The organism is Variovorax ureilyticus, from assembly GCF_037889935.1.
GTDB classification, from domain to species: Bacteria; Pseudomonadota; Gammaproteobacteria; order Burkholderiales; family Burkholderiaceae_C; genus Variovorax; species Variovorax ureilyticus.
The window spans coordinates 20,177-41,213 of sequence record NZ_JBBKZU010000018.1 but is presented as its reverse complement, the minus strand read 5'-3'; the positions used below and the strand labels follow the sequence as shown (position 1 = coordinate 41,213).

At 64.9% G+C, this 21,037-nt stretch carries 23 protein-coding genes and 1 pseudogene; 15 read left to right on the top strand and 9 right to left on the bottom strand.

Annotated elements, in window-relative coordinates; genetic code table 11:
• Positions 1-76: 76 nt before the first annotated feature.
• The 3 genes from garD to WKW77_RS29440 are packed head-to-tail and all read right to left on the bottom strand — an operon-like array spanning position 77 to position 3,822.
• A complete protein-coding gene (garD, locus tag WKW77_RS29450) occupies positions 77-1,666 on the bottom strand; it encodes a galactarate dehydratase (protein WP_340360443.1) in 1,590 nt (529 codons plus the stop codon).
• Between the two features lie 10 nt (positions 1,667-1,676).
• A complete protein-coding gene (locus tag WKW77_RS29445) occupies positions 1,677-2,828 on the bottom strand; it encodes an L-talarate/galactarate dehydratase (RefSeq protein ID WP_340360442.1) in 1,152 nt (383 codons plus the stop codon).
• A gap of 34 nt (positions 2,829-2,862) precedes the next feature.
• A complete protein-coding gene (locus WKW77_RS29440) occupies positions 2,863-3,822 on the bottom strand; it encodes a Bug family tripartite tricarboxylate transporter substrate binding protein (RefSeq protein ID WP_340360441.1) in 960 nt (319 codons plus the stop codon).
• Between the two features lie 212 nt (positions 3,823-4,034).
• Between WKW77_RS29440 and WKW77_RS29435 the strand changes: the two genes are divergently transcribed.
• Complete coding sequence (locus WKW77_RS29435; protein WP_340360440.1) at positions 4,035-5,036, top strand: LacI family DNA-binding transcriptional regulator; 1,002 nt, start codon at positions 4,035-4,037, stop codon at positions 5,034-5,036.
• A gap of 10 nt (positions 5,037-5,046) precedes the next feature.
• Here WKW77_RS29435 and WKW77_RS29430 read toward each other — a convergent pair whose 3' ends face one another.
• On the bottom strand, positions 5,047-5,817 hold the full coding sequence (locus WKW77_RS29430) for a FadR/GntR family transcriptional regulator (protein ID WP_340360439.1): 771 nt from the start codon (positions 5,815-5,817) through the stop codon (positions 5,047-5,049).
• 2 nt (positions 5,818-5,819) lie between these two features.
• Entirely contained in the window at positions 5,820-7,073 is a 1,254-nt protein-coding gene (locus tag WKW77_RS29425) for a citrate/2-methylcitrate synthase (protein ID WP_340360438.1), read from the bottom strand.
• 83 nt (positions 7,074-7,156) lie between these two features.
• On the opposite strand from WKW77_RS29425, the gene WKW77_RS29420 reads away from it, so the two are divergent.
• The 5 genes from WKW77_RS29420 (at position 7,157) to WKW77_RS29400 (ending at position 11,677) form a co-directional block, all read left to right on the top strand.
• The gene (locus tag WKW77_RS29420) at positions 7,157-8,110 is read left to right on the top strand and encodes a 2-hydroxyacid dehydrogenase (protein ID WP_340360437.1); all 954 of its coding nucleotides are present in this window, start codon (positions 7,157-7,159) and stop codon (positions 8,108-8,110) included.
• A gap of 68 nt (positions 8,111-8,178) precedes the next feature.
• Positions 8,179-9,153 carry a Bug family tripartite tricarboxylate transporter substrate binding protein gene (locus tag WKW77_RS29415; protein WP_340360436.1) on the top strand — a complete coding sequence of 325 codons (975 nt, stop codon included), beginning with the start codon at positions 8,179-8,181 and terminating at the stop codon, positions 9,151-9,153.
• Positions 9,154-9,165: 12 nt separating this feature from the next.
• Positions 9,166-9,894, top strand: coding sequence for a fumarylacetoacetate hydrolase family protein (locus WKW77_RS29410; RefSeq protein WP_340360435.1), 729 nt, complete (start codon positions 9,166-9,168; stop codon positions 9,892-9,894).
• On the top strand, positions 9,891-10,655 hold the full coding sequence (locus tag WKW77_RS29405) for an SDR family oxidoreductase (protein WP_340360434.1): 765 nt from the start codon (positions 9,891-9,893) through the stop codon (positions 10,653-10,655). The genes WKW77_RS29410 and WKW77_RS29405 overlap by 4 nt, the downstream gene beginning before the upstream one ends.
• A 47-nt stretch (positions 10,656-10,702) precedes the next feature.
• Positions 10,703-11,677 (top strand): Bug family tripartite tricarboxylate transporter substrate binding protein, encoded by a 975-nt coding sequence (locus WKW77_RS29400; protein ID WP_340360433.1) that lies wholly within the window; start codon positions 10,703-10,705, stop codon positions 11,675-11,677.
• 15 nt (positions 11,678-11,692) lie between these two features.
• Here WKW77_RS29400 and WKW77_RS29395 read toward each other — a convergent pair whose 3' ends face one another.
• A complete protein-coding gene (locus WKW77_RS29395; RefSeq protein WP_340360432.1) occupies positions 11,693-12,010 on the bottom strand; it encodes a hypothetical protein in 318 nt (105 codons plus the stop codon).
• Between the two features lie 31 nt (positions 12,011-12,041).
• Between WKW77_RS29395 and WKW77_RS29390 the strand changes: the two genes are divergently transcribed.
• The 4 genes from WKW77_RS29390 to WKW77_RS29375 all read left to right on the top strand — a co-directional run bounded on the left by WKW77_RS29390 (position 12,042) and on the right by WKW77_RS29375 (position 15,858).
• Positions 12,042-12,176, top strand: coding sequence for a hypothetical protein (locus tag WKW77_RS29390; protein ID WP_340360431.1), 135 nt, complete (start codon positions 12,042-12,044; stop codon positions 12,174-12,176).
• Between the two features lie 397 nt (positions 12,177-12,573).
• Positions 12,574-13,149, top strand: a complete 576-nt coding sequence (locus WKW77_RS29385; protein ID WP_340360430.1) for a biotin transporter BioY — start codon at positions 12,574-12,576, stop codon at positions 13,147-13,149.
• Positions 13,150-13,171: 22 nt separating this feature from the next.
• Entirely contained in the window at positions 13,172-14,689 is a 1,518-nt protein-coding gene (locus tag WKW77_RS29380) for an AMP-binding protein (protein WP_340360429.1), read from the top strand.
• Positions 14,686-15,858, top strand: a complete 1,173-nt coding sequence (locus WKW77_RS29375) for a thiolase family protein (protein WP_340360428.1) — start codon at positions 14,686-14,688, stop codon at positions 15,856-15,858. The genes WKW77_RS29380 and WKW77_RS29375 overlap by 4 nt, the downstream gene beginning before the upstream one ends.
• Positions 15,859-15,864: 6 nt before the next feature.
• Here WKW77_RS29375 and WKW77_RS29370 read toward each other — a convergent pair whose 3' ends face one another.
• Positions 15,865-16,581 carry a nitroreductase gene (locus WKW77_RS29370; RefSeq protein WP_340360427.1) on the bottom strand — a complete coding sequence of 239 codons (717 nt, stop codon included), beginning with the start codon at positions 16,579-16,581 and terminating at the stop codon, positions 15,865-15,867.
• Positions 16,582-16,800: 219 nt separating this feature from the next.
• On the opposite strand from WKW77_RS29370, the gene WKW77_RS29365 reads away from it, so the two are divergent.
• The 5 genes and pseudogenes from WKW77_RS29365 to WKW77_RS29345 all read left to right on the top strand — a co-directional run bounded on the left by WKW77_RS29365 (position 16,801) and on the right by WKW77_RS29345 (position 19,981).
• A complete protein-coding gene (locus WKW77_RS29365) occupies positions 16,801-16,995 on the top strand; it encodes a hypothetical protein (RefSeq protein WP_340360426.1) in 195 nt (64 codons plus the stop codon).
• Positions 16,996-17,515: 520 nt separating this feature from the next.
• Positions 17,516-17,790 (top strand): annotated as a pseudogene (locus tag WKW77_RS29360) (methyl-accepting chemotaxis protein); the annotation flags it as partial.
• Positions 17,791-17,886: 96 nt separating this feature from the next.
• Complete coding sequence (locus WKW77_RS29355) at positions 17,887-18,384, top strand: hypothetical protein (RefSeq protein WP_340360425.1); 498 nt, start codon at positions 17,887-17,889, stop codon at positions 18,382-18,384.
• Between the two features lie 414 nt (positions 18,385-18,798).
• On the top strand, positions 18,799-19,551 hold the full coding sequence (locus tag WKW77_RS29350) for an H-NS histone family protein (protein ID WP_340360424.1): 753 nt from the start codon (positions 18,799-18,801) through the stop codon (positions 19,549-19,551).
• 214 nt (positions 19,552-19,765) lie between these two features.
• Positions 19,766-19,981 carry a hypothetical protein gene (locus WKW77_RS29345; RefSeq protein WP_340360423.1) on the top strand — a complete coding sequence of 72 codons (216 nt, stop codon included), beginning with the start codon at positions 19,766-19,768 and terminating at the stop codon, positions 19,979-19,981.
• 90 nt (positions 19,982-20,071) lie between these two features.
• Here the strand turns inward: WKW77_RS29345 and WKW77_RS29340 are convergent, their stop codons facing one another.
• Both WKW77_RS29340 and WKW77_RS29335 read right to left on the bottom strand, forming a co-directional pair.
• Positions 20,072-20,275: a hypothetical protein gene (locus tag WKW77_RS29340; RefSeq protein WP_340360422.1), complete on the bottom strand. Its 204-nt coding sequence runs from the start codon at positions 20,273-20,275 to the stop codon at positions 20,072-20,074.
• Between the two features lie 285 nt (positions 20,276-20,560).
• Positions 20,561-20,815 (bottom strand): hypothetical protein, encoded by a 255-nt coding sequence (locus WKW77_RS29335; protein WP_340360421.1) that lies wholly within the window; start codon positions 20,813-20,815, stop codon positions 20,561-20,563.
• Positions 20,816-21,037 lie beyond the last annotated feature (222 nt).

The window sequence follows — 21,037 nt, the reverse complement described above, 5'->3', positions numbered from 1 at the left end:
ACAGCGCGAGCGGTCATTTGCGCAAGCTCGGCGAAGCGCCGCTGGCTGCTGACAGCATGGCCAACATCTTGGGTCTTCAGGTCACCGGCGCCGGATTGAACAGCACCAGCGAGTTGTGCAGCTTCCACTGCTCGGCCCAGGTCTTCTTCCTGCCGCTGGCCACGTCGAGCATGAGGCGGAACAGCTCCCAGCCCACGGCCTCGATGCTCACCTCGCCATCGGCGATGCGGCCTGCGTTCACATCCATCAGGTCGTGCCAGCGCCGCGCCAGATCGCTGCGCGTGGCCACCTTGATCACCGGCACTTCGGCGAGACCATAAGGCGTGCCGCGCCCGGTGGTGAACACATGCAGGTTGATGCCGGCGGCCACCTGCAGCGTGCCGCAGATGAAATCGCTCGCCGGCGTTGCCGCGTAGATGAGCCCCTTCTGGCGCACCTTCTCGCCCGGCGAGATCACGCCCGAAATCGGCGCGCTGCCGGACTTGACGATCGAGCCCATCGCCTTCTCCACGATGTTCGAGAGCCCGCCCTTCTTGTTGCCCGGCGTGGTGTTGGCGCTGCGGTCCACGCGGCCCTTGTCCAGGTAGGCGTCGTACCAGGCCATCTCGCGGATCATGGCCTCGGCCACCTCCGGCGTGCTCGCGCGCGCCGTGAGCTGGTCGATCCCGTCGCGCACCTCGGTGACCTCCGAGAACATCACGGTCGCGCCCGCGCGCACCAGCAGGTCGGTGCAATAGCCCACCGCCGGGTTGGCCGTGACGCCCGAGAACGCATCGCTGCCGCCGCACTGCACGCCCACGACGAGTTCGCTGGCGGGCACCGTCTCGCGCCGGCGCGCGTTCAGGCGCTCCAGGTGCTCCTCGGCCTGCCGCAGGATCGATTCGATCATCGACATGAAGCCTACGTGCGCCTCGTCCTGCAGGCACACCACGTCGAGCTGGCTGTCGGCGCTCTCGCCCACATCGGCCACGTTGCGCTCGTCGATGAGCGGGATGCTGCCCGGCGGCAGCAGCCGCTCGGGCTGCAGCTTCTCGCAGCCCAGGCTGATGACCATCACCTCGCCGCCGAAGTTGGGGTTCAGGCTGATGTTGCGCAGCGTGCGGATGGGCACCACCGCGTCGGGCGCATCGATGGCGACGCCGCAGCCGTAGGTGTGCTCCAGCGCCACCACGTCATCGACGTTGGGGAACCTCGGCAGCAGCTCGGCCTTGATGCGCTGCACGGCGAACTCGGTCACCCCGGCCACGCACTGCACGGTCTGCGTGATCGCCAGGATGTTGCGGGTGCCCACCGAGCCGTCCGGGTTGCGATAGCCCTCGAAGGTGAAGCCCTCCAGCGGCGGCATCTCGGGGGCCTTGACGGTGGCGATCGGCAGGCCTTGGAGCTCGCGCGCGGCGGGCATCTGCAGCAGGCGCTCGTGCACCCAGCTGCCGGCGGGGATGTGCTTGAGCGCGTAGCCGATGGCGACGCCGTAGCGGCGCACTTCGCCGCCTTCGGGGATGTCGACCAGAGCCACCTTGTGGGCCTGCGGCACCTTCTCGCGCAGGGTCAGGCCCGAGGGGAAGACGGTGCCCGCGGGCAGGCCGCCGTCGTTGGCCACGATCGCGACGTTGTCGCGCTCGTGCATGGTGATGTACAGGGGCGCCGGTACGGGCGTTTCAGCCATTGATTGCAATTCAGGCACGTTGGCCGACCTCGGCTTCTTCGCGTGTCCAGCCCTTGGCCTGCTCGCTGAGACTCAGCCCGAGACCGGGTCGCGTGGGCACCAGCATGCGGCCGTTGCGGATCTCCAGCCGCTCGTTGAAGAGCGGCTCGAGCCAGTCGAAGTGCTCGACCCACGGCTCCGTGGGGTAGACCGCAGCGAGGTGCACATGCAGTTCCATCGCGAAGTGCGGGCCGAGGCCCAGGCCCGCCTGCTCCGCCTGCGCCGCGATCTTCAGGAACGGCGTGATGCCGCCCACGCGTGGCGCATCGGGCATCAGGTAGTCGGCGGCGCGGTGGCGGATCAGCTCGCCGTGTTCCGCCGCACTGGTCAGCATCTCGCCGGTGGCGATGGGCGTGTCGAACTGCGATGCGAGCGCGGCGTGGCCTTCGAAGTCGTAGGCGTCCAGCGGCTCTTCGATCCAGACGAGATCGAACTGCTCGAAGGTGCGGCACATGCGTTGCGCGGTCGGCCTGTCCCACTGCTGGTTCGCATCGACCATCAGCGGCATGTCCTCGCCGAGGTGCTTGCGCACCGCTTCCACACGCTTGATGTCCAGCGCGCGATCGGGTTGGCCGACCTTGAGCTTGATGCCGCCGATGCCACGCTCGCGAGATGCCGCCGCGTTGACCAGCAACTGATCGAGCGGCGTATGCAGAAAGCCGCCCGATGTGTTGTAGCACTGGACCGAGTCGCGCTGCGAGCCGAGCAGCTTCGACAGCGACAGGCCCGCGCGTCTTGCCTTGAGGTCATACAGCGCCACGTCGAACGCGCCGATGGCCTGCACCGCCATGCCGCTGCGCCCGACGGACGCGCCGGCCCAGCACAGCTTGGTCCACAGCTTCGAGATGTCGCTGGGGTCTTCGCCGATCAGCGCCGGAGCGATCTCCTTCGCATGCGCGAACTGCCCGGGTCCGCCGGCCCGCTTGGAGTAGCTGAAGCCCAGCCCGCGGTGGCCGTCCCGGGTCTCGATTTCCGCGAACAGCATCGCGATCTCGGTCATCGGCTTCTGGCGCCCGGTCAGCACCTTGGCGTCGCTGATCGGATGGGCAAGCGGCAGGTAGCACGAGGAGATGCGGACCCAGGTGATGCTGTCGTTGGCGAAGGAGGGCGTCATGGTGGTCATAGGGCGGTCGCTTTCGATGCGAGCCTGGGGTGAGTCAATCGATCGTGATCTTTCCGGTCTCGATCACCTTCTTCCAGCGGGCGTATTCCTTCTGCTGGAACTCGGCGAACTGCGCCGGCGTGTTGGCCACGATCTCGAAGCCGATCGAGGTGAACTGCTCCTTGACCTTCGGGTCGTTGATCGCCTCGACGAAGGCGGCATGGGCCTTGTCGCGCAGCGCGGGCGGCAAGCCCTTGGGCGCGACGATGGCCTGCCACGATGCGACCTCGACGTTCTTGACGCCCGCCTCGGCCAGCGTCGGGACATCGGGCAGCACCGGCGAGCGCTTCGGGCTCGTGATGGCGAGTGCGCGCATCTTTCCGCCCTTGATGTACTGCACGACCGAATTGATGTTCTGGAACGAGGCGTTGACCTGGCCGCCCATCAGGTCCGTGTGCGCGGGCGAACCGCCTTTGTAGGGAACATGGATGCCGGTGGTGCCGGTCTGCTGCCAGAAGAGCTCGGCGGTCAGGTGGTCGCTCGATCCGTTGCCGGCCGAGGCGAACGTCATCTTGCCGGGGTTGGCCTTCAGATAGGCGATCACGTCGGCCACGCTCTTGTGCGGCGAGTCCGCCGGGACTACCAGCACGTTGGGGGAGGCCACCGCCACGGTGATCGGATCGAAGTCCTTGAGCGGGTCGTACAGCAGGCCTTTCATGAGGTGCGGCACGATGACCAGCGGGCCCAGGGAGGTCACGAGAAAGGTGGCGCCGTCGGGCGCCGCGCGCTTAACGAAAGTGGCGCCGATGGTGCCCGTGGCGCCGGCCTTGTTATCGACGAGGAACGACTGCTTGAACTTCTCGGTGAGGCGCGGGCTGATGGCGCGCGCGACTTGGTCGGTCGAGCCGCCGGGCGGGAAGGGCACGACCAGCGTCACCGCTTTGTCGGGCCAGTTCTGCGCGCCGGCGGCGAAGGACGCGAATGCGAGGGCAAAGGCGGCGAGGCATTTCTTCATGGGGTGTCTCCTTGGCTGGGTGTTTCTCTGAAGATTGATAACGTTGTCATTTTCGGACGCATTTTGGCGTCGTCGAGCATGTTGCCTATGTACCTGGTGGAGTTTCCACGAATGATAGCGTTGTCATCTTCTGCGGTCAACGAGAGATTCCGGCAGGGTCCCGGTTCGGAACACTTCTGCTATCGTTGTCATGGCATCTGCTGCGCACCCGCATGAATCCCGTTTCCGCCCCCAAGCCGGCCACGCTGCACGACGTGGCGAAGGCCGCTGGCGTCTCGCTGATTACCGCTTCGCGTGCGCTCGGGAATCCGGGCGTGGTGTCGAAGGCGACCATCGAGAAGGTGCAGGCCGCAGTCGAGGCGACCGGCTATATCCCGAACCGCCTGGCGGGCGGCCTCAAGTCGAAGCGAAGCCTCATGGTGGGTGGCATCGTGCCGGCGCTCTCGGTGGCGCAGTTCCTGCCGACCCTGGAGGCGCTGACGGCCGAACTGGCGACGTCGGGCTATCAGCTGATCCTCGGCCAGACCTCCTACGACGCGGCGCAGGAAGAGTCGGTGCTCGACGCGATGATCGGCCGGCAGCCGGACGCCATCTTCATGACGGGCCTCGTGCAGTCGCAGAAGGCGAGGGACCGGCTGCGGCGCTCGGGCATCCCGGTGGTCGAATCGTGGGACCTGAGCGACCGCCCCGTGGACATGCTCGTGGGCTTCTCGCACGTGAAAGTCGGCAGCGCCGTCGGCGGCTACTTTCTCGGGAAGCGCTGGAAGCGAATCGGCATCGCCAGCGGCGACGACCACCGCGCGCGCATGCGGCGCGACGGGTTCCAGACCACGCTCGGCCGCGAGGTGCCGACGGTCTTCGTGCCGGCGCCCAGCAGCCTCGAACTGGGCCGCCGCGCGCTTGGCGAACTGCTGGACAAGGAGCCGAAGCTGCAGGCGATCTGCTGCAGCTCGGACCAGCTCGCGCATGGTGTGATCGTCGAAGCGCTGGCGCGCGGCCTGCGCGTGCCGCAGGACCTGGCGGTCTGCGGCTTCGGCAATGCGGATTTCGGCGCGCACACCGTGCCATCGATCTCGACGGTGCACGTGGACGGCGCCGAGATCGGCCGTCTCGCCGCCCGCCTCATCGTCGCCCGCTGCAAGGGGGAGGTGATCGATCAGCCGGTCATCGACGTCGGCTTTCGCATGATCGAGCGGCAATCGACCGCGATCTAGCGACCGCGATCTAGCTTCGAGCGGGCGCCTCGGGTCCTTGGGAGGCACGCCGCCTTTCCCGGCCGTTGACCAGATGCCCCCGCATTGCAGCGCGGACGGCTTCGACGTCTTGCTGCGCGATCGCGTCGTAGATCCCGAGGTGCTCGTGGCGCACCTGGTCGCCCAACGCTTGGCTGGCTCCCTCTTCGTTCCCGTCTGCCGTTTTGAGGAAAGCGGTCGGGACGCAGGTCGGCCCCAGGGCCTCCAGCACGGCCGCGAAATGCGGGCTGTGCGAGGCACGTGCGATTTCGAGATGGAACTGGTAGTCGGGCCGGGCGGTGTCCATGTCTTGGTCCATCGCGGCCTCGATGGCGTCGAGCGCGCTCTTGGTGGCCACGAGGTCGCTCGCGTCCCGACGCTGCGCCGCAAGCGCCGCCGCCTCGCTTTCGAGGCCGATGCGCAGTTCGATGAGCGCGATCGCCTGAGCGAGGCTGTCGTCCGGGGTGCTGTCCACGTGAAAGGGTTTCGCGCGCGACGCGCCCACCACGAAGGTTCCCACGCCGCGCTGCGGCCGCACCATGCCGGCGGCCTGCAGCTTCGAGAGCGCTTCGCGCACCACGGTCCGGCTCACGCCGAACTCCTGCATGATCGCCGCCTCGGTCGGCAGCTTGTCGCCCGCGCGCAGCGGGCCGATCCTCATCCGCTTGCCCAGTTCGTCGACAACATTGGCGCTCAGGCTGCGCGACCGGCGCCGTTCAATGGGTTGCATGGGAAACTCCCCGGTATCTCGATGCGCGCGCATCGCTATCGAGCGGTCCGTACCGAACGCCTGCGAGACGATGTCTTCGGCGTGTCGTTGCGATGGACTGGACGTGCTGCGATGTTGCGCGACTGCACGACTGCGGTTTCTTCGTTTGTGCTGGGATTGACCCCGACATACCGACCTCTTGGTCGAATGACCTGCGGCGCGCTCAGTTGTTCGAGGCTGTGTGCCAGCAGTCCGATGCTTCGCGCTGTCGCCTGGAGTCCGAATGCCGAATCCTGAGGAAGCCGCATCCGCGCCACGAGTGCGGCAAGCGCCAGATCGATGTTGGGTTTCAATCCGGTGAGCGCCTGCGCCTTCTCGATGAAGCGCGAGATCGCTTCTGGCGGCTCGAACATCGCGAACAGCGCCGCTGCCCTGGGGTCGCCTTCCGGGTAGATGTGGTGACCGAAACCCGGAAGGGGCAAGCCGGTGGAGAGGTAATGGCCCAGTACTGCGTCCTCTCCGAGGCGTTCCACTTCGCCAAAGAGGGCGCGGACTCTGCCGGACGCATCGCCGTGCAGAGGCCCCGACAGCGTGGTGAGTCCAGCCAGGAGACAGGCCGGCAGCGAAGCGCCCGTCGAGGCCGCGATGCGAGCCACGAAAGCCGAGCTTGTCAGCTCATGGTCGACCATCAACACCATGGCGACCCGCAACACTTCCGCGATTCGCGAGGGCTGTCGCCAGCCCGCGGCGACGCGCCGGTGCAAGGGCTGCGTGCCCGGCTGCGCGCCGAACGCGCAAGCTACAAGCCCCACCAGGTCCTCGGCCTCTTCATGCAGCACGCGGGTCATGCGGCCGCTCGTCGAATGACTGACTGCGGCGAGCGCCCCAAGCGAGGTGAACGCGGCGGACCGCCCGGCCTGCGGCGGGCGCGTGGCGCCGGCGGCGGTGAAGTCCACTGGCTGCTCGGCGGCCCAGAGCAGTTGTGCGGCTTCTTCGAGTGTGGCTGACTGCGCGAGCTGCACTGCATCGTGGCCTCGATAGAACAGCCGCCCCCGGTAGAAGGTGCTCAAGGCTGTGGGAATGCTCGGCTCAGTCCCGTAGAGCGTGTTCGTTGCCACCGTCTCGCGCTTGCGGCCGGCCTGCTTGCGCCTGGACAAGGCTTCCACGTCCTCGGCGCGGTACAGACTGCGCCGCGAGTCTGCCGGGTCAGGCATGACCTCCAACTTGCCTCGGCTCACGTAGGCGTAAAGCGTTTGGGGGCGCACATCCAGCTGGCGGCACGCGTCGTCCATTGAGATCCAGGTAGCCATCACAGGTTGAATTTAATTGAAATTATGTTGATTTTAATGATCAAGATTGTCATGTTGATCAACTAAACACACACTCCTGCTCCATGAAAGCCAAGATCCTTCAGCTCAATCCAATATTGGTTCCGTCTGTCAACGAACGGCTGGCGACGCTGTACGACGTTCACAGACTCTTCGAGATCGATGACAAACAAGCCTGGCTCGATGCGAATGTCGACAGCATCGAGGCCGTCATCACCGGAGGGCACACAGGAGTCTCCAGGGCCATGCTGGAGAAAATGCCAGCGCTCAAGGTCGTTGCGATCAACGGCGTTGGAACTGACGCCGTGGACCTTGGGTACTGCAGAGCGCGCGGCCTGCCGGTCACCGCGACGCTGGGCGCGCTGACGGAAGATGTGGCCGATCTGGCGATCGGCCTTCTGATTGCGGCTTGCCGCAACCTGTGCGCGGGCGACCGCTTCGTGCGCGACGGAAACTGGCCCGCCAATCCGCAGCCGGGCGCGCTCCCTCTGGCACGTCGTTTCAGTGGCATGCATGTAGGCATCGTCGGCATGGGCCGTGTTGGCCATGCCGTGGCGCAGCGCGCCATCGCATTCGGCTGCGCCATCAGCTACACCGATCTGCAGCGCATGGACGATGTGCCACACCGCTTCGTGCCTGGGTTGATTGACCTGGCTCGAGAAGTGGATGCGCTGGTGCTCTGCGCTGCAGCAGACAAGGCTGAGGGCATCGTGAACGCAGCCGTGCTGGACGCCTTGGGTCCGCGCGGGTTCCTGGTGAACGTGGCGCGGGGCCGCCTGGTCGATGAAGTTGCGTTGTCCCGTGTCGTGGCCGCAGGCGGTATTGCCGGCGCGGCGCTGGACGTTTTCGTCGATGAGCCGAACGTACCGCTCGAACTGCGCCAGTCCGATCGCACCACGCTGCAGGCGCATCGAGCCAGCGCCACATGGGAGACGCGTACTGCGATGGCAGAGATGGTCCTCGACAGCTTGAGTCAGGCATTCAGTCGCGAAAGACCGGCGATGAGCCTGACGACCTGAGCCGAGCGCGGCTCGTCAGGCGGATCGAAGCATCGGGCAATCGCCCATCCAAGAGAAACAGACAAGACATGTTTGCAACCCGCATTGCGGCCGCGTTGGCCGGACTATTGATGACCTTCGCGCACGGCGTGGGTCTTGCCCAAACCTTCCCTTCGAAGCCGGTGACGCTGGTCGTTCCCTTTCCGCCCGGTGGCGGAACCGACACCGGTGCACGGATCATGGCCGAGCAACTGGGCAAGCGTTGGGGTCACCCGGTGGTGGTGGACAACAAGGGTGGTGCGGCCGGACAGATTGGCGCTGACAGCGTCGCCAAGGCGCGGCCTGACGGCTACACGCTGCTGTTCGGCAACGTCGGAACGCAGTCGATCAACCCGTCTCTGTATCGCAAGCTGCCGTACGACCCGGACAAGGCCTTCGCCCCGGTGTCGCTGGTCGCCGAGTTGCCCTTGGCCCTGATGGTCAATCCGGGCGTCCCCGTCAAGACACCAGCCGAGCTGATTGCGCTCGCCAAGGCGCAGCCGGGTCAGATGAGTTACAGCAGTTCGGGCGCAGGCAGCGCACCACACCTGGCTGCAGAACTCTTCAAGGACAGCACGGGCACCTTCATCCTGCATGTGCCTTACCGCGGCGGCGGGCCGGCCATCACCGACCTGCTTGGCGGACAGGTGCAGATGTCGTTCCTGACCGTGCTGGAGGCGTCCGGTCATATCAAGGCCGGCAGGCTGCGGGCGCTCGCTGTGACGAGCGAGAAGCGGGTCTCGGCGCTGCCTGACGTACCGACTCTCGCCGAAAGTGGCCTTCGCAACTTCAACGCGATCTCGTGGATTGGTCTTCTGGCGCCTGCGGGTACCCCGCCCGACATCGTGGAGCGCATCGCGGCCGACGTGCGCGCTGTGTTGTCCGATGATGCCGTGAGGGCCCGGTTTGCAGCGCTCGGCGGCGTTCCCCGTGCCAGTTCTCCCCAGGAGTTCGCCAAGCTCATCGCCGATGACCGTGGTCGCTACGGCCAGATCATCCGCAGTCGAAACATCACCATCGACTGAGGACGTCCGCCCATGGACTATGCCTTTGCTCCGGCCGAGCAGGTGGTGCTGCCGGTCGCCGGCCGCAGCGATTCCTTCCCGGTCCAGCGCGTCTTCTGCATCGGCCGCAACTACCGCTGGCAGGCCAATGAGCCGGCGTCACGGAACATGCCGGCCTGGTTCCTGAAACCACCGCAAGCCGTGGTTCCGGCACGCGGCGCGGTGGCGTACCCACCGGAGACTTCAGATTTCTGCCATGAGATCGAACTCGTCGTCGCCCTGGGCCGCGGTGGGAGCGATCTGGATCCCGCGCGGATCGAGGCCGAACACGTTTGGGGCTACGCGGTCGGCATGGATCTCACGCGGCGCGATCTGCAGCAGCAGGCCAAGGCCGTGGCAGGCCCTTGGGCACCTTCGAAGGCCTTTGACCAGTCTGCACCCTGCACGCCGGTGGTGCCGATCGATGTTTGCGGCCATCCCGGGCACGGCGCCATCTGGCTGAGCGTGAATGGTCAAGAGCGGCAACGATCGGATGTGGGCGAACTGTTGTGGCCCGTTTCCGAGCTTGTGGCCATGTTGTCACGCGCTGTCACGTTGCTGCCTGGCGATCTGGTTTTCACGGGCACTCCTGCGGGCGTTGGCCCCTTGCATCCAGGCGATGAGGTGCGGGGCGGCATCAGCGGGATCGGCGAGTTTTCCGTCACGGTTGATCCGGCCACGGAGCGCCGAATTTCACACATCTTCGAGAAGACGACCCCATGACATCCAATGCCGAATCCAGGATCGCGCTCGTCACGGGCGCAGGCAGCGGCATCGGTCGCGCCGCAGCCTTGGGTCTCCTGGACGATGGATTTGTCGTCGTCCTGGCGGGCCGGCGGGTCGAACCCCTGCAAGCACTGGCGCAGGAAGCCGCGGCACGCGGTCAGAAGGCACTGGCAGTGTCTACCGATGTCACCGACCCCGCGAGCGTACAGGCGCTGTTCGAAACCATCGAACGCACCTACGGGCGACTCGACGTGCTGTTCAACAACGCCGGAGTCAATGCCCCGGCAGTGCCCGTAGACGAACTGCCATTGGAGAAATGGTTCAACGCGATCAACACCAACGTCACGGGTGTATTCCTGTGCGCACGCGCTGCGTTCGGTCTGATGCGCCGGCAGTCACCGCAAGGCGGCCGCATCATCAACAACGGTTCGATCTCCGCGCACACGCCGCGTCCTTTCACCGCCCCTTACACGGCCAGCAAGCACGCGGTCACCGGACTGACCAAAGCCCTTGCGTTGGATGGCCGTGCCTACAACATCGTCGCGAGCCAGATCGACATCGGCAATGCCTTGACGGAGTTGTCCGAGCGCATGACGCGTGGCGTGCCCCAGGCCAACGGCACCGTGGCACCCGAGCCCGTGATGCCCGCAGTGCACGTTGCCAATGCCGTGCGCCACATCGCGACGCTGCCACTCGATGTGAATGTGCTCACGATGACTGTCATGGCCAGTTCCATGCCTTTCGTCGGTCGAGGCTGAGCACATTCGACCCTTTCCGTTCCCCTATCAGAGCCGAGGAGACCTCCGTGCCACGTATCTCATTGTTCAAGCTTCTGGCCGTCGCGCTGACTGCCGTGGTGGCCACCAGTTCCGTTGCTGCGGAGAACTATCCCAGCCGTCCGATCAAGATCATCGTGCCCGCGCCGCCGGGCGGTGCAATCGACATCCTCGCCCGCGTCGTCGGCAACAAGCTCTCACTCTCGATGGGTCAGCCAGTGGTGATCGACAACCGACCCGGCGCGTCGAACAACCTGGGCACGGAGGTTCTCGCCAAGGCAGTGCCGGACGGCTACACCATCGGTATCGTCGGTGGCAGCCACACCATCAACAAGTTCCTGTTCAAGAACCTGGGGTGGGATCCGGAGAAGAGCTTCGAGCCGATCGTCTACACGCACGAGGTCCCGCTCGTCTTCGCTGTCTATCCACAGATCCCGGCCAGGACGCTGCCCGAACTCATTGCGTGGATGAAGGCCCATCCGGACCAGGCAAAAGTGGCGACTTCCGGTCGTGGCAGCGCCCAGGAGATGGCAGCGGAGTTGTTTCGGCTCGCCAGCGGAGTACCCATGCTGATGGTGCCGTACAAGGGCTCGTCTGCGGCGCAACCGGATCTACTGGCCGGCAGGACCATCCTGTACATCGACACCGTGAGTGCAATCCAGGCACAGGTGAAGGCCGGCTCTGTGCGTGGCGTCGCGGTGACCTCGCTCAAGCGAGCCGCTTCGCTGCCCGAGGTCCCCACCGCCGACGAACAGGGCCTCAAGGGCTACGAGGCCAATACGAATGGTGGCTTCCTCGCTCCGGCCGGGACACCGCAACCCGTCATCGCCAAGCTCAATGCCGAAATCAACGCGGCCCTCAAGCAGCCGGATGTGCGCGAGAAACTCGAAGCCGCTGGCATCGAGGTGCAGGGCGGCACGGCCCAGGAGTACGCGACGCGAATGAAGGCTGACCTCGGAAAGTGGGGCAAGGTCATCCACGACGCCGGGATTCAAGCAGAGTGAGGGCGAGCACCGCCGTCATGCCAACACGCCGGGCAAGGACGCCTTTGCGTCGAAGCGGAACTCGGCGGCCGCGCATGTGGGCATGTCGATGATTTCGCTCGAGAGCCGATGCGCGAGGTCGGTGAACTCGTCGTGGCCTTCACTGCTTGGGGGCTCGCAGATCGTTGCGCAACACAGTTCCGAAGGACAGTGATCGTGAGCTACGAAAATGCGGCTGGAGGCGGAACGGGCCGACGCAAATGTGACCCACCGCCGTTTTTCGACAGCGGCGGCATTGTCAGAATCGCGCCTTTTGGTTCGCGAGACCGCCGTCATGAAGGTGGCGCGATTCATCCAGATTCATCTGTCCCATTCCGAACTCCCCATGTTCCGAATCCTGCTCGAGTCCACGATCCATCGCGCCACCGTGACCGACTACGGCCTCGTGGTCGTTCTCTTCACAGCTGCGCAGGGCCTGGCTGACAACCGATACGCGAAGGACAACCCATGGGATATCTGAGGCGATGTCTGATGGAAGTTCGCGCGGCACAGGGTGAGCCGGACGACGAAGACCTTCGTGTAGAAAGAGATCCTCAGCCGACAGACAAGGGTGTCTTGCACGACCAGTTCTTTCGGCATCAAGTGCACGGAGGAGCGAGTCCTCACAGGTCACCGGCCCGGACCTATCAATCGGGGGTCATATCCGAGCGAACGTGAACCGCCAGCGGTCTGTACGCGACACATCCTGCCTTTTTCGGCATCTACCCCGAACCGGATTTGCTCGGTCGCGAGGACAAGCACCTCTTCAGCCGATTCACCGTGAGCCTGGAAGAGTCACGGATCGGCATCATTGGTGACCAACGGGGCAGTTCGCCGCACGAACCTCACGCAATCCGAAATTCATCCCCGCGAAAAACATGAACAAAGCGCCCTCGGCCAATTCCTCCCGCACCCTCGCACATATCGCGCTCTTCGCGGCCTTGATTGCAGCGATGGGGATGATCCCCAAGGTCGATCTGCCATTCGGTGTTCCGATCACCCTGCAGACCCTGGGAGTCATGATGGCGGGTTGCCTGCTTGGCGCAAGGCGCGGGTTCCTTGCGGTCAGCCTCTTCTTGCTGGCAGTGGCGCTGGGACTACCGCTGCTGGCCGGGGGACGCGGCGGCTTGGGCGTGTTCGTCGCGCCGTCGGCCGGTTTCCTGATTGGATGGCCGTTCGGTGCGGCGGCCAGTGGCTTTGTGATGCGTCGCCTTTCACGCCCGAGTGGCCGCGCGCTCCTGGCCGGCGCATTCATTTCGGCTTTGGTTGGTGGTATCGGCGTTGTCTATGTCTTTGGGATCGCCGGACTCACATTGATCGCCAAGCTCTCCGTTCAGCATGCGGCGCTCGCCAGCGCGATATTCATTCCGGGTGACCTGCTCAAATGCGCGATCTGCGCATTGGTCGTACAGACGGTCGTGCGCGGATTGCCGCATTGGCGCCTGGCCGAGTGAGGCCGACCGACGCCGCTTGGCCATGCTGGATCCCGATCATGCGAGCGAGCGCTCGTTCGCCGATGACGGCGCTGCGCGCACTGCTTCGCGCATCGAGTTCGAAACCGTTCACGATCCGATCGCATACTGGGCCGCCCGCACGCCGAATGCGATGGCCATCGACGATGGCTCGCTGCGCCTGAGCTTCGAGGCCCTGTCCGATGGGATCGCTGCCACCGCGAGATCGCATGCTCATGCGCTTGGCCCGGCCCCGGTATGGGTCGACGAGGCAGGCACGCCGGGCGAGCAGCTTGTCAGCTTTCTGAGCATCCTCGCGGCAGGCCATGCAGCCGTGGTCGGTGACCCGGACTGGTCACCCGAGCTGCGACGCAGGGTCACGGAGTTGCTGGGCGCCTCTTCGACCGGAACTCCGGCGCGCGATCTGACGCTTCCTCCCGGCTCGTTCTACGTGGGCTTCACGTCTGGCAGCACGGGCGTCCCCAAGGGCTTCGTGCGAAGCCACCGGTCGTGGACGAGCAGTTTCGAGGCCTGCCTCGAAGCATTCGGCCCCGCAGTGCGCACCCCATTGCTCGCCCCAGGACGCCTTTCGCATTCGCTGTTCCTGTTCGGTGCGCTGATGGGCTTGTGGAGCGGCGCCGGCGTGCGCCTGCAAACGCGCTTCTCGGCGGGCGCGGCGTTGCAGGCGCTGGGGCAGGGCGATGCTCGAAGCCTCATCGCCGTGCCCAGCCAGCTGATCCTGATGCTCGAGCAGGCTCATCGTCACGGCCTGCGCGCCATCGCGGAGACGCAACTGGTGATGATCGGGGGCGCAGCATGGCCTCGGGTGCGAACGCCGCATTTGCAGGCGCTGTTTCCCAACGCGCGCATCGTCGAGTTCTACGGCGCGTCCGAGACCAGCTTCATCGCCTGGACCGAGAGCCGCGTCGACCTCCCGGCGACGGCCGTGGGGCGGCCGTTTGCGAGCGTGGATCTGCGCATCGAGAGGGTGGGTGGGACATGCGAAGACTCGGCTCTCGCTGCATCCCCGGGTTTGATCTACGTGCGCAGCCCCATGGTGTTCACCGACTACGTGACGCCTTCACTGGCTCGCGGCGCGACGATCTTGCGCGATGGCGAATGGCTGTCCGTGGGCGACATGGGCCATCTCGATGCCGATGGCGTGCTCCACCTGGTGGGTCGGCAGCAGCGCATGTTCGTCGTGCAAGGCAAGAACCTGTTTCCCGAGGAAGTGGAGCAGGTCCTGACCGAACATCCAGCCATTGCGGCAGCTTCGGTCCAGGCTATGCCCGACGGAGTGCGCGGCAAGCATGCAGTGGCGGTACTCGAGTTGGTTCAGCCCATCGATCGCGCGACCCTCGCGGACTGGTGCAGGGCTCGATTGGAGCCCTACAAGACGCCACGCCGGGTCTATGCTTGTGCCGACTGGCCACGCACGACGGGCGGCAAGACCGATCATGCCGCCCTGGCGCGATGCCTGGCCGCAAATCCGGAGGGGCCAGCGGGCTGGCAAGCACTGCCTTGGCGGCTCTCGAGGACATGACACCGGATGCACCTGTCTTGCTCGCTTGGGCACGCAGCGCGGTGATTCCGAGGGGCGGTGCACTCGCCCTTCTGGCTGCCCACGAGATCGCGGCGCCGGTCGTCAGGGCGCTGCTGGCGCGAAGCGGCATCGATGCGTCGGCCGTCGATGCGGTGGTTTGCGGCAATGCGCTCGGCGCGGGCGGCAACCCGGCGCGGATGGTCGCGCTCGCGGCCGGCTTGCCCGATCGCACCGCAGCCTTCTCCGTCGACACGCAGTGCTGCTCGGGGCTGGATGCAGTCTCGATGGGCGCCGGGTTGATTGCCTCCGGGCAGGCGCAGGTGGTCGTGGAGGGCGGTGTCGAGGCCTGGAGCCGCTCGCCGATCCGGCTGCATCGGCCGCTCGCTCAGGGTGAGGCACCGATGTCTTACGAGCGACCGGCGTTCGCACCCGACCCATCGCGCGACCCGGACCTGGCGCTCGCCGCAGCCCGATATGCCGCGCAGAGGGGCATCACGCGGACGGCGCAGGATGCGTATGCAGTGGACAGTCATGCCAAGGCGCTTGCATGGCGCGCGCACATGGCCTCGGAAATCGTTCCCATTGGGGCGGCAGTACAGGACACCTATGCGCGCTCGATCAAGGTTGATCGCACGGCGCGCATGCCCATCGAGGCCCTCTCGGATCAGTCGGGCTCATCGGACTTCGATCGGCGGGCCACGGCGGTGAGCCGGCTTTCGATCGCGCCGCAGGCCGATGGCGCGGCGTTTGTCCTGATGGCCTCGCCGCGGGCTTCGGCCGCCCTTGGAGCGCCGGCCTTGCTGCGTTGGCGGGCCGCGCTCGCAGTGGGCACCGCGCCGGAGATGCCCATGCTGGCAGCAGCACACGCGACCAAGGACTTGCTTCATCGGCACGGCATCGAGGCAGCGGCCCTTTGGGGCGCGGAACTGCACGAAGCCTTTGCCGTCCAGGCCATCGCGTTCGCGGAGGCGCTGGGCATCGAGCCCGAGCGTCTCAACCGCGGAGGAGGGGGGCTTGCACGCGGGCACCCCATCGGCGCGTCCGGAGCCGTCAGCCTGGTCCGCCTTCTCGCCGATATGGCGCGCGAAGCACCGCGCGGCGCACTGGGGCTCGCCAGCATCGCGGCGGCCGGTGGCCTCGGCTCGGCAGCGTTGGTCGAAAAACTCTAGCCGCCGCTATCGGATCACGCGCAGGTAGTCCGACACGTCGCGTCGCACAGTGCGCACCATGTTCTCGGGGGCCGATGGGTCGGCATAGCCGATCGAGAGACCACACACGATGGACTGGCCGGCGTCGAGCCCCAGCACCTCGCGCACCACGCCAGGGTAGGAGGCGAGTGCCCCGATGGCGCAGCTGCCCAGGCCCCGCGCGGCCGCCGCCAGCATGAAGCCGTACAGGCACATGCCCAGATCCATGTAGCAACCGCTGCCCATGCGCGCATCGATGGTGATCACCAGCGCGACCGGCGCGTCGAAGAAACGGAAGTTGCGTTCGAACTGCTTGCGCCGTGCTTCCTGGTCGTCGCGCGCTGCGCCAAGCGCGCCATAGAGCGCTTGAGCGGCGGCCACCTGACGCCGCCGCAGCGTCATCGGCATGGGAATGGGGAAGTAGCTGTAGTCCTCGTTCTGGGGAGCGCCACTCCGGTACATCTCCACCAGGCGGTCCGACAGTTTCTGGCGCGCCGCGCCGTCGATGCGTATGAACTCGCCCGGTTGCAGATTCGCCCCGCTGGGCGCGCGCCGCGCTTCCTGCAGCATCTGCGCGATCCATTCGTCCGGGACCGGGCTGTCCATGAAACGGCGGGTTGAAGTCCGACCATCGGCCAGTGCCGACCAGCCTCGCACGGCTGCATCGCGCTCGTCCTCCAAGCAGCCTATGTCATTCGTTCTCATGGGTCCCATTTTTATCGCAATCATCCGGTGGGCACGTCCGCAAACGAACACGCCCACATATGTGACGAGCCGCCGTTTTTCTGTCAGTGCTGCACATCGAGAATCGCGCCTTTTTGCCAGGGAACGAAATGATGGCGACGAGTGCTCGTCATCGCCGATGGTCGGCGCCGAACGCAAGTGTCGTCCCAGGTTGATTGCTTGAAGAATGGAGACAAGAGAATGCCCCTGAAATTGCTTGCCCAAATGGGCAAGGCAGGACAGCCGATCGTCGTTCGCGAGAACGATTGCGTGAACAAGGTGCTTGCACTGAGGGCGGCCGGACTGGTGCACGCACTTGAATCCGAGGATGAGGACGAGATGCTCGTCTCGTTGACCGACAAGGGCTGGCGGGCGCTCGAACCCGAGAAGGGATAGCCGCGTGGCGCGCAACGCAACGAGCCGCCGCTCTCCTCAGTACCACTGCCAACCACGAAGCGCAACTTTCTGCCTGTGACAAACACCACGCCCGTCCGGGTCTCGACTTGCTGCGCACGATCTGGTCTAGCGACTGGAACAAACGCCACCTATAGCCGGCCCGCGACGGGCGAACGTCCACGACGGAAGCCCCTACGCTACGCGGACAGGAGGGTCACGCAACCTCAGACTGAGGATCACGAGAGAAAAGTTCCCGTGAAGGACGTACCGCCTCAAGTGTGGCCTGGCGGTATCCGCTGGAAACCAATGCCCCGGCACCTGGCGCTTGAACGAAGCCCAAGCCACTAGACCCTCAAGTCTTCGCGTGCACCGCCGATAAACCGCAGTGAGGGGAAAGCGACCATGGCCGGCGCGTGGCGACGAGGGCTGGCGTTCTCTCCGCCATCAACTGCCCCATCCTGGAAACTGCCCCCATGAAACTCAGCACCAAGCTCCCACTGGCATTCGCCGCCGGCGTCGCGGCCGAACCATTGAGGAAATCGTGAAAAGCGTGCGCCGCGGACCGACATCATGGGAGAGATCAGCGCGGCGAGCCAGCAGCAAACCGCAGGCATCGACCAGATCAATCAGGCAGTGACGCAAATGGATGAAGTCACCCAGCAGACAGCCGCGCTGGTCGAGCGGGCGTCAGCGGCGGCACAATCACTTCAGGCGCAGGCCCGCCATCTGGTGCAGTCGGTGAGCCTTTTCAGGTTGGAGCCAAGGCAGGTTAGGCCCCCCGCGGCTTTTGCCTAGTGGCTTGGCGATCTTCAACGCGGTTGCACGTCGATGGTACCCACGCAGATCAGGTTTACAGGGCCGCACGGGTCGCCATTCAAGCTCGGTAGCCCGATGCTGGTATTCGAAGGGAAGACGCTCCTCGGGACACTGGACCCGGTTGAAGTCCTGAAGAACGGCACCGAGATTCACATCGAGGCGTTCATCCCGACGCAGGTCCTCCTGAAAGAGCGCCGGCACGTGGGCCGCCTCCTTCTTTTCGAGTTCTGTGCCTACATCACTAAGCACTTCCCGCAGATTCAGGCCATCAGCTTCGCGTTCGCGCGCCCGATCGACGCGCTCGGACGTCCCGCCGAGCAGGCCGGCTCGCGCACTTCGGCAATGGCGCGCATCGGGGCAGTGAACATCACGGTCACGCCAGTGACACTGGGCGTGCATGTTGTGTCAGGTGTCTGGCCCTACAGCCAGGCGAATCGGGCGGCTTTGCAGTCTGCACTCGAAGAACAGCGCGCGATATACCGGGACAAGCCGATCGTCAGGCCATCCTTTGCCAAAAGATTCCTCGCCAGGCTGGCGGCCTTGTCGTCGCGGAGCCCGCGCGGCTCGAAATGATCGCCGTGAATGGGTCCCCGAACTCATTCTCGGATTCCTTGCATTGCCTGACGCGATTGCCTTCGATGCCACAGCCATTTCCTTGAGCGCTGCGAACATCTTGGAGATGGGCAATGTCGCTCAATCCGAGTAGGGTGCTTGCTCCTTGTCGTCCTGCAAATCGGCTCTCTCCATTCCTGCGATCGCTGTTTATTCACATTTGGAGGGGCCAGATTTGGGGCGCCAACTCACGCGAAAAGTGAACGCCTTTCAGATGCGAAAGAAGCATTTCCTTCTTCTGTGTGTAAACTCCGCGCCGGCGTGCATTAAAGGAAAGAGTCTTTCCCTCGATTCATCACATGCTCAGACGCCATTTGTCGCGAGGCTCAAGATGCAGAGCGGCGAACTCCTTCAACTTCAAAGGATCAAGATTCAATGGCAAAGTCCTACGCGCAACTGCAAGAGGCCATCGCGAAGCTCGAACAACAAGCTGCCGCGCTTCGTGCAACTGAGACGACCAAGGTGGTTTCACAAATCCGTGAAGCCATTGCCACTTACGGCCTGACGGTCGAGCAGCTCTTTGGCCGTGCCGCCAAGGCAGTGAAGGCCCTGGTAAGCGCAAAGGCGGCGCGCAAGGGCGCGGGCATTGCGAAGTACCGCGATCCCAAGACCGGCAAGACCTGGACGGGTTTCGGCAAACCTCCCGCTTGGCTTGCCACGGTTCGCAACCGTGACAAGTTCCTCATCGACCAGTCGGGCGTGGTCGCCGAACCCCCGGTCGCAACGGACGTGGCGCCGGCCGCTGTAGCGGCGAAAAAGACCGTGCGCAAGGCCCGTACAGTTGCAGCACCGGCGAAGAAGTCGGTTCGCGCCAAGAAGGTTGCTGCCGCTCCGGTGGCAGCGCCCGAAGTCAACGCTGAAGTGCCGGCCGTGAAGAAGAGTCCCGCAAAGAAGGCCGCGGCCAAGAAGAGCGCACCCTCGAAGAAGGCGGCGCCAGCAAAGAAGGCGGTAGCCGCCCCCAAGGCCACAAAGGCTGCTTCCAAGGCCCCCAAGAAGGTCTCGACCAAGACCGCCAAACCGAAGGCTCCCGCTAAGTCCCGCCGCTCGCGCACGACCGCGAAAGCTGCGGCGCCTTCCGTGGCAGGCACCGCACCGGGAACTCCCGAGTCAGCTACGTCGGCGGCTTGACAGCTGGGCCGACCTGTTTTGGTCCAAGGGACCAATGGGAGAGGGCCGCGCTGCGGCCTTTTCTTTTGGCGCGGCTTCCTTACTGCCGCTGGCCGTGCGCCCGGCGGGATCGGCATTGTGCGAACCAAGAACGACACAGTTGCTCGGAAATCCAAGTGCTCGGCTGGATGCAGAATGGCGCCAGCACCATTGGTGTCTGATCATTGACTGCGCCATGAACGAAGCAACCGTCAAAGCACTTCTCCGAGCCGCGCGCGCGGAGGCCATCAGGACGGGCCGTTCCCAAGTTCTCACCGGCTATCGCCTGGACGTCTTCGTGGAGCCGCAACCGGCCGGCGTCACGCCTCGAGCCCTCTACCGGGTTCGCGGTCGCACGGTCACCTTTGGCGCAGCCGCGGCCGCGATGGTGGACGCCACGAAAGAGGCATAGGCTGATACGTCAGCGGATCCCGCGCTGCGGAAATCGACTCCTAGGCGATCGCGCCCCGCCCTAAACCATATGCTGGGCAAAAGGGGACCGCTACGCGCCAAACGTCCACGCTGCCAACACGCCTAGTGCAATACCGACGGGCAAAGCGACCCATGGGAACCATTTGCGTTCCGTCAGAGATGGGGTATTGCCCTCTTCAGCCTGCCTGAAAATGCGCATCTCCCGCTCGACCGCACGATTGATCGCTGCGCGCTGCGAGTCGTCAAAGGGTTGAAGGTCGGGGTCAGTCTTCATGAATCCGAAGATAGCCCAAAGGTCGTGGCGACAAAAATACATCGGGAGATGTAGACGGAGACCGAATCACGAAGTCGTCACGATTCGGAATCTTGAGTTCCTTCTGGAGCGGTGCGACTCAGGATGCCGATGCTGGCTCCGAGTACCGCCGATGTTTTAGGTGCCAGGGGCCGGTCTGTCCGCAAGTGCATTGACGGTGCACCGCAGACACACCCCCTTGGCTCGCAGGCTGACGCTCAACTGCTGTCTTGCAGGAGGGAAGGCAGGACCCGATGCGAGAAGACGCTATCGTCCTTGGTCTAGCCGCTGCAAACCGACGATGGTCAAGTAGGCGCAACCTCTGTCGTCCATCGCCACAAGTCCGTGAGAGGTCAGGCGACCCACTGCTGTGACCCGTGCATTGGCACTCGTGTTTCCGGCGCACGCGGCCAGGGCCTGCAGCATTTGCCATTGCTCCGCGTTGAGCCGCAGCTTGTTAATGGCCTCTCCATGGGGGTTGCTGATCGCCTCGCCGGGAAAGCCTTCGTTGTCTCTCTCCATGTCCCGATTCTGTGAGTCGGACTAATGCTTTGGTATGTCTTTTGACATGCGCTGACCCGACGGGTCGGCGGTGCGTGAACTACTTCACACCCCCATGGCATCGCTGTCATCGCGGAAGACCCGCACCAACGCTCGGCGCTGGTGCTCGGTCATCCAGGCACCCGTCAAGCTGTGAACAGTCCGTTGGCTGGCACACAAGGACCGATACCCTGTTCTACAAGC

Coding starts and splice junctions, on each gene's coding strand:
- garD (WP_340360443.1), bottom strand. CDS start 1,666: ATGGCTGAAACGCCCGTACCGGCGCCCCTGTACATCACCATGCACGAG.
- WKW77_RS29420 (WP_340360437.1), top strand. CDS start 7,157: ATGAAAGCCAAGATCCTTCAGCTCAATCCAATATTGGTTCCGTCTGTC.
- WKW77_RS29395 (WP_340360432.1), bottom strand. CDS start 12,010: ATGAATCGCGCCACCTTCATGACGGCGGTCTCGCGAACCAAAAGGCGC.
- WKW77_RS29430 (WP_340360439.1), bottom strand. CDS start 5,817: ATGCGCGCGCATCGAGATACCGGGGAGTTTCCCATGCAACCCATTGAA.
- WKW77_RS29390 (WP_340360431.1), top strand. CDS start 12,042: ATGTTCCGAATCCTGCTCGAGTCCACGATCCATCGCGCCACCGTGACC.
- WKW77_RS29425 (WP_340360438.1), bottom strand. CDS start 7,073: ATGGCTACCTGGATCTCAATGGACGACGCGTGCCGCCAGCTGGATGTG.
- WKW77_RS29345 (WP_340360423.1), top strand. CDS start 19,766: ATGAACGAAGCAACCGTCAAAGCACTTCTCCGAGCCGCGCGCGCGGAG.
- WKW77_RS29370 (WP_340360427.1), bottom strand. CDS start 16,581: ATGAGAACGAATGACATAGGCTGCTTGGAGGACGAGCGCGATGCAGCC.
- WKW77_RS29355 (WP_340360425.1), top strand. CDS start 17,887: ATGCTGGTATTCGAAGGGAAGACGCTCCTCGGGACACTGGACCCGGTT.
- WKW77_RS29410 (WP_340360435.1), top strand. CDS start 9,166: ATGGACTATGCCTTTGCTCCGGCCGAGCAGGTGGTGCTGCCGGTCGCC.
- WKW77_RS29380 (WP_340360429.1), top strand. CDS start 13,172: ATGCTGGATCCCGATCATGCGAGCGAGCGCTCGTTCGCCGATGACGGC.
- WKW77_RS29350 (WP_340360424.1), top strand. CDS start 18,799: ATGGCAAAGTCCTACGCGCAACTGCAAGAGGCCATCGCGAAGCTCGAA.
- WKW77_RS29385 (WP_340360430.1), top strand. CDS start 12,574: ATGAACAAAGCGCCCTCGGCCAATTCCTCCCGCACCCTCGCACATATC.
- WKW77_RS29375 (WP_340360428.1), top strand. CDS start 14,686: ATGACACCGGATGCACCTGTCTTGCTCGCTTGGGCACGCAGCGCGGTG.
- WKW77_RS29335 (WP_340360421.1), bottom strand. CDS start 20,815: ATGGAGAGAGACAACGAAGGCTTTCCCGGCGAGGCGATCAGCAACCCC.
- WKW77_RS29405 (WP_340360434.1), top strand. CDS start 9,891: ATGACATCCAATGCCGAATCCAGGATCGCGCTCGTCACGGGCGCAGGC.
- WKW77_RS29440 (WP_340360441.1), bottom strand. CDS start 3,822: ATGAAGAAATGCCTCGCCGCCTTTGCCCTCGCATTCGCGTCCTTCGCC.
- WKW77_RS29435 (WP_340360440.1), top strand. CDS start 4,035: ATGAATCCCGTTTCCGCCCCCAAGCCGGCCACGCTGCACGACGTGGCG.
- WKW77_RS29415 (WP_340360436.1), top strand. CDS start 8,179: ATGTTTGCAACCCGCATTGCGGCCGCGTTGGCCGGACTATTGATGACC.
- WKW77_RS29445 (WP_340360442.1), bottom strand. CDS start 2,828: ATGACCACCATGACGCCCTCCTTCGCCAACGACAGCATCACCTGGGTC.
- WKW77_RS29365 (WP_340360426.1), top strand. CDS start 16,801: ATGCCCCTGAAATTGCTTGCCCAAATGGGCAAGGCAGGACAGCCGATC.
- WKW77_RS29340 (WP_340360422.1), bottom strand. CDS start 20,275: ATGAAGACTGACCCCGACCTTCAACCCTTTGACGACTCGCAGCGCGCA.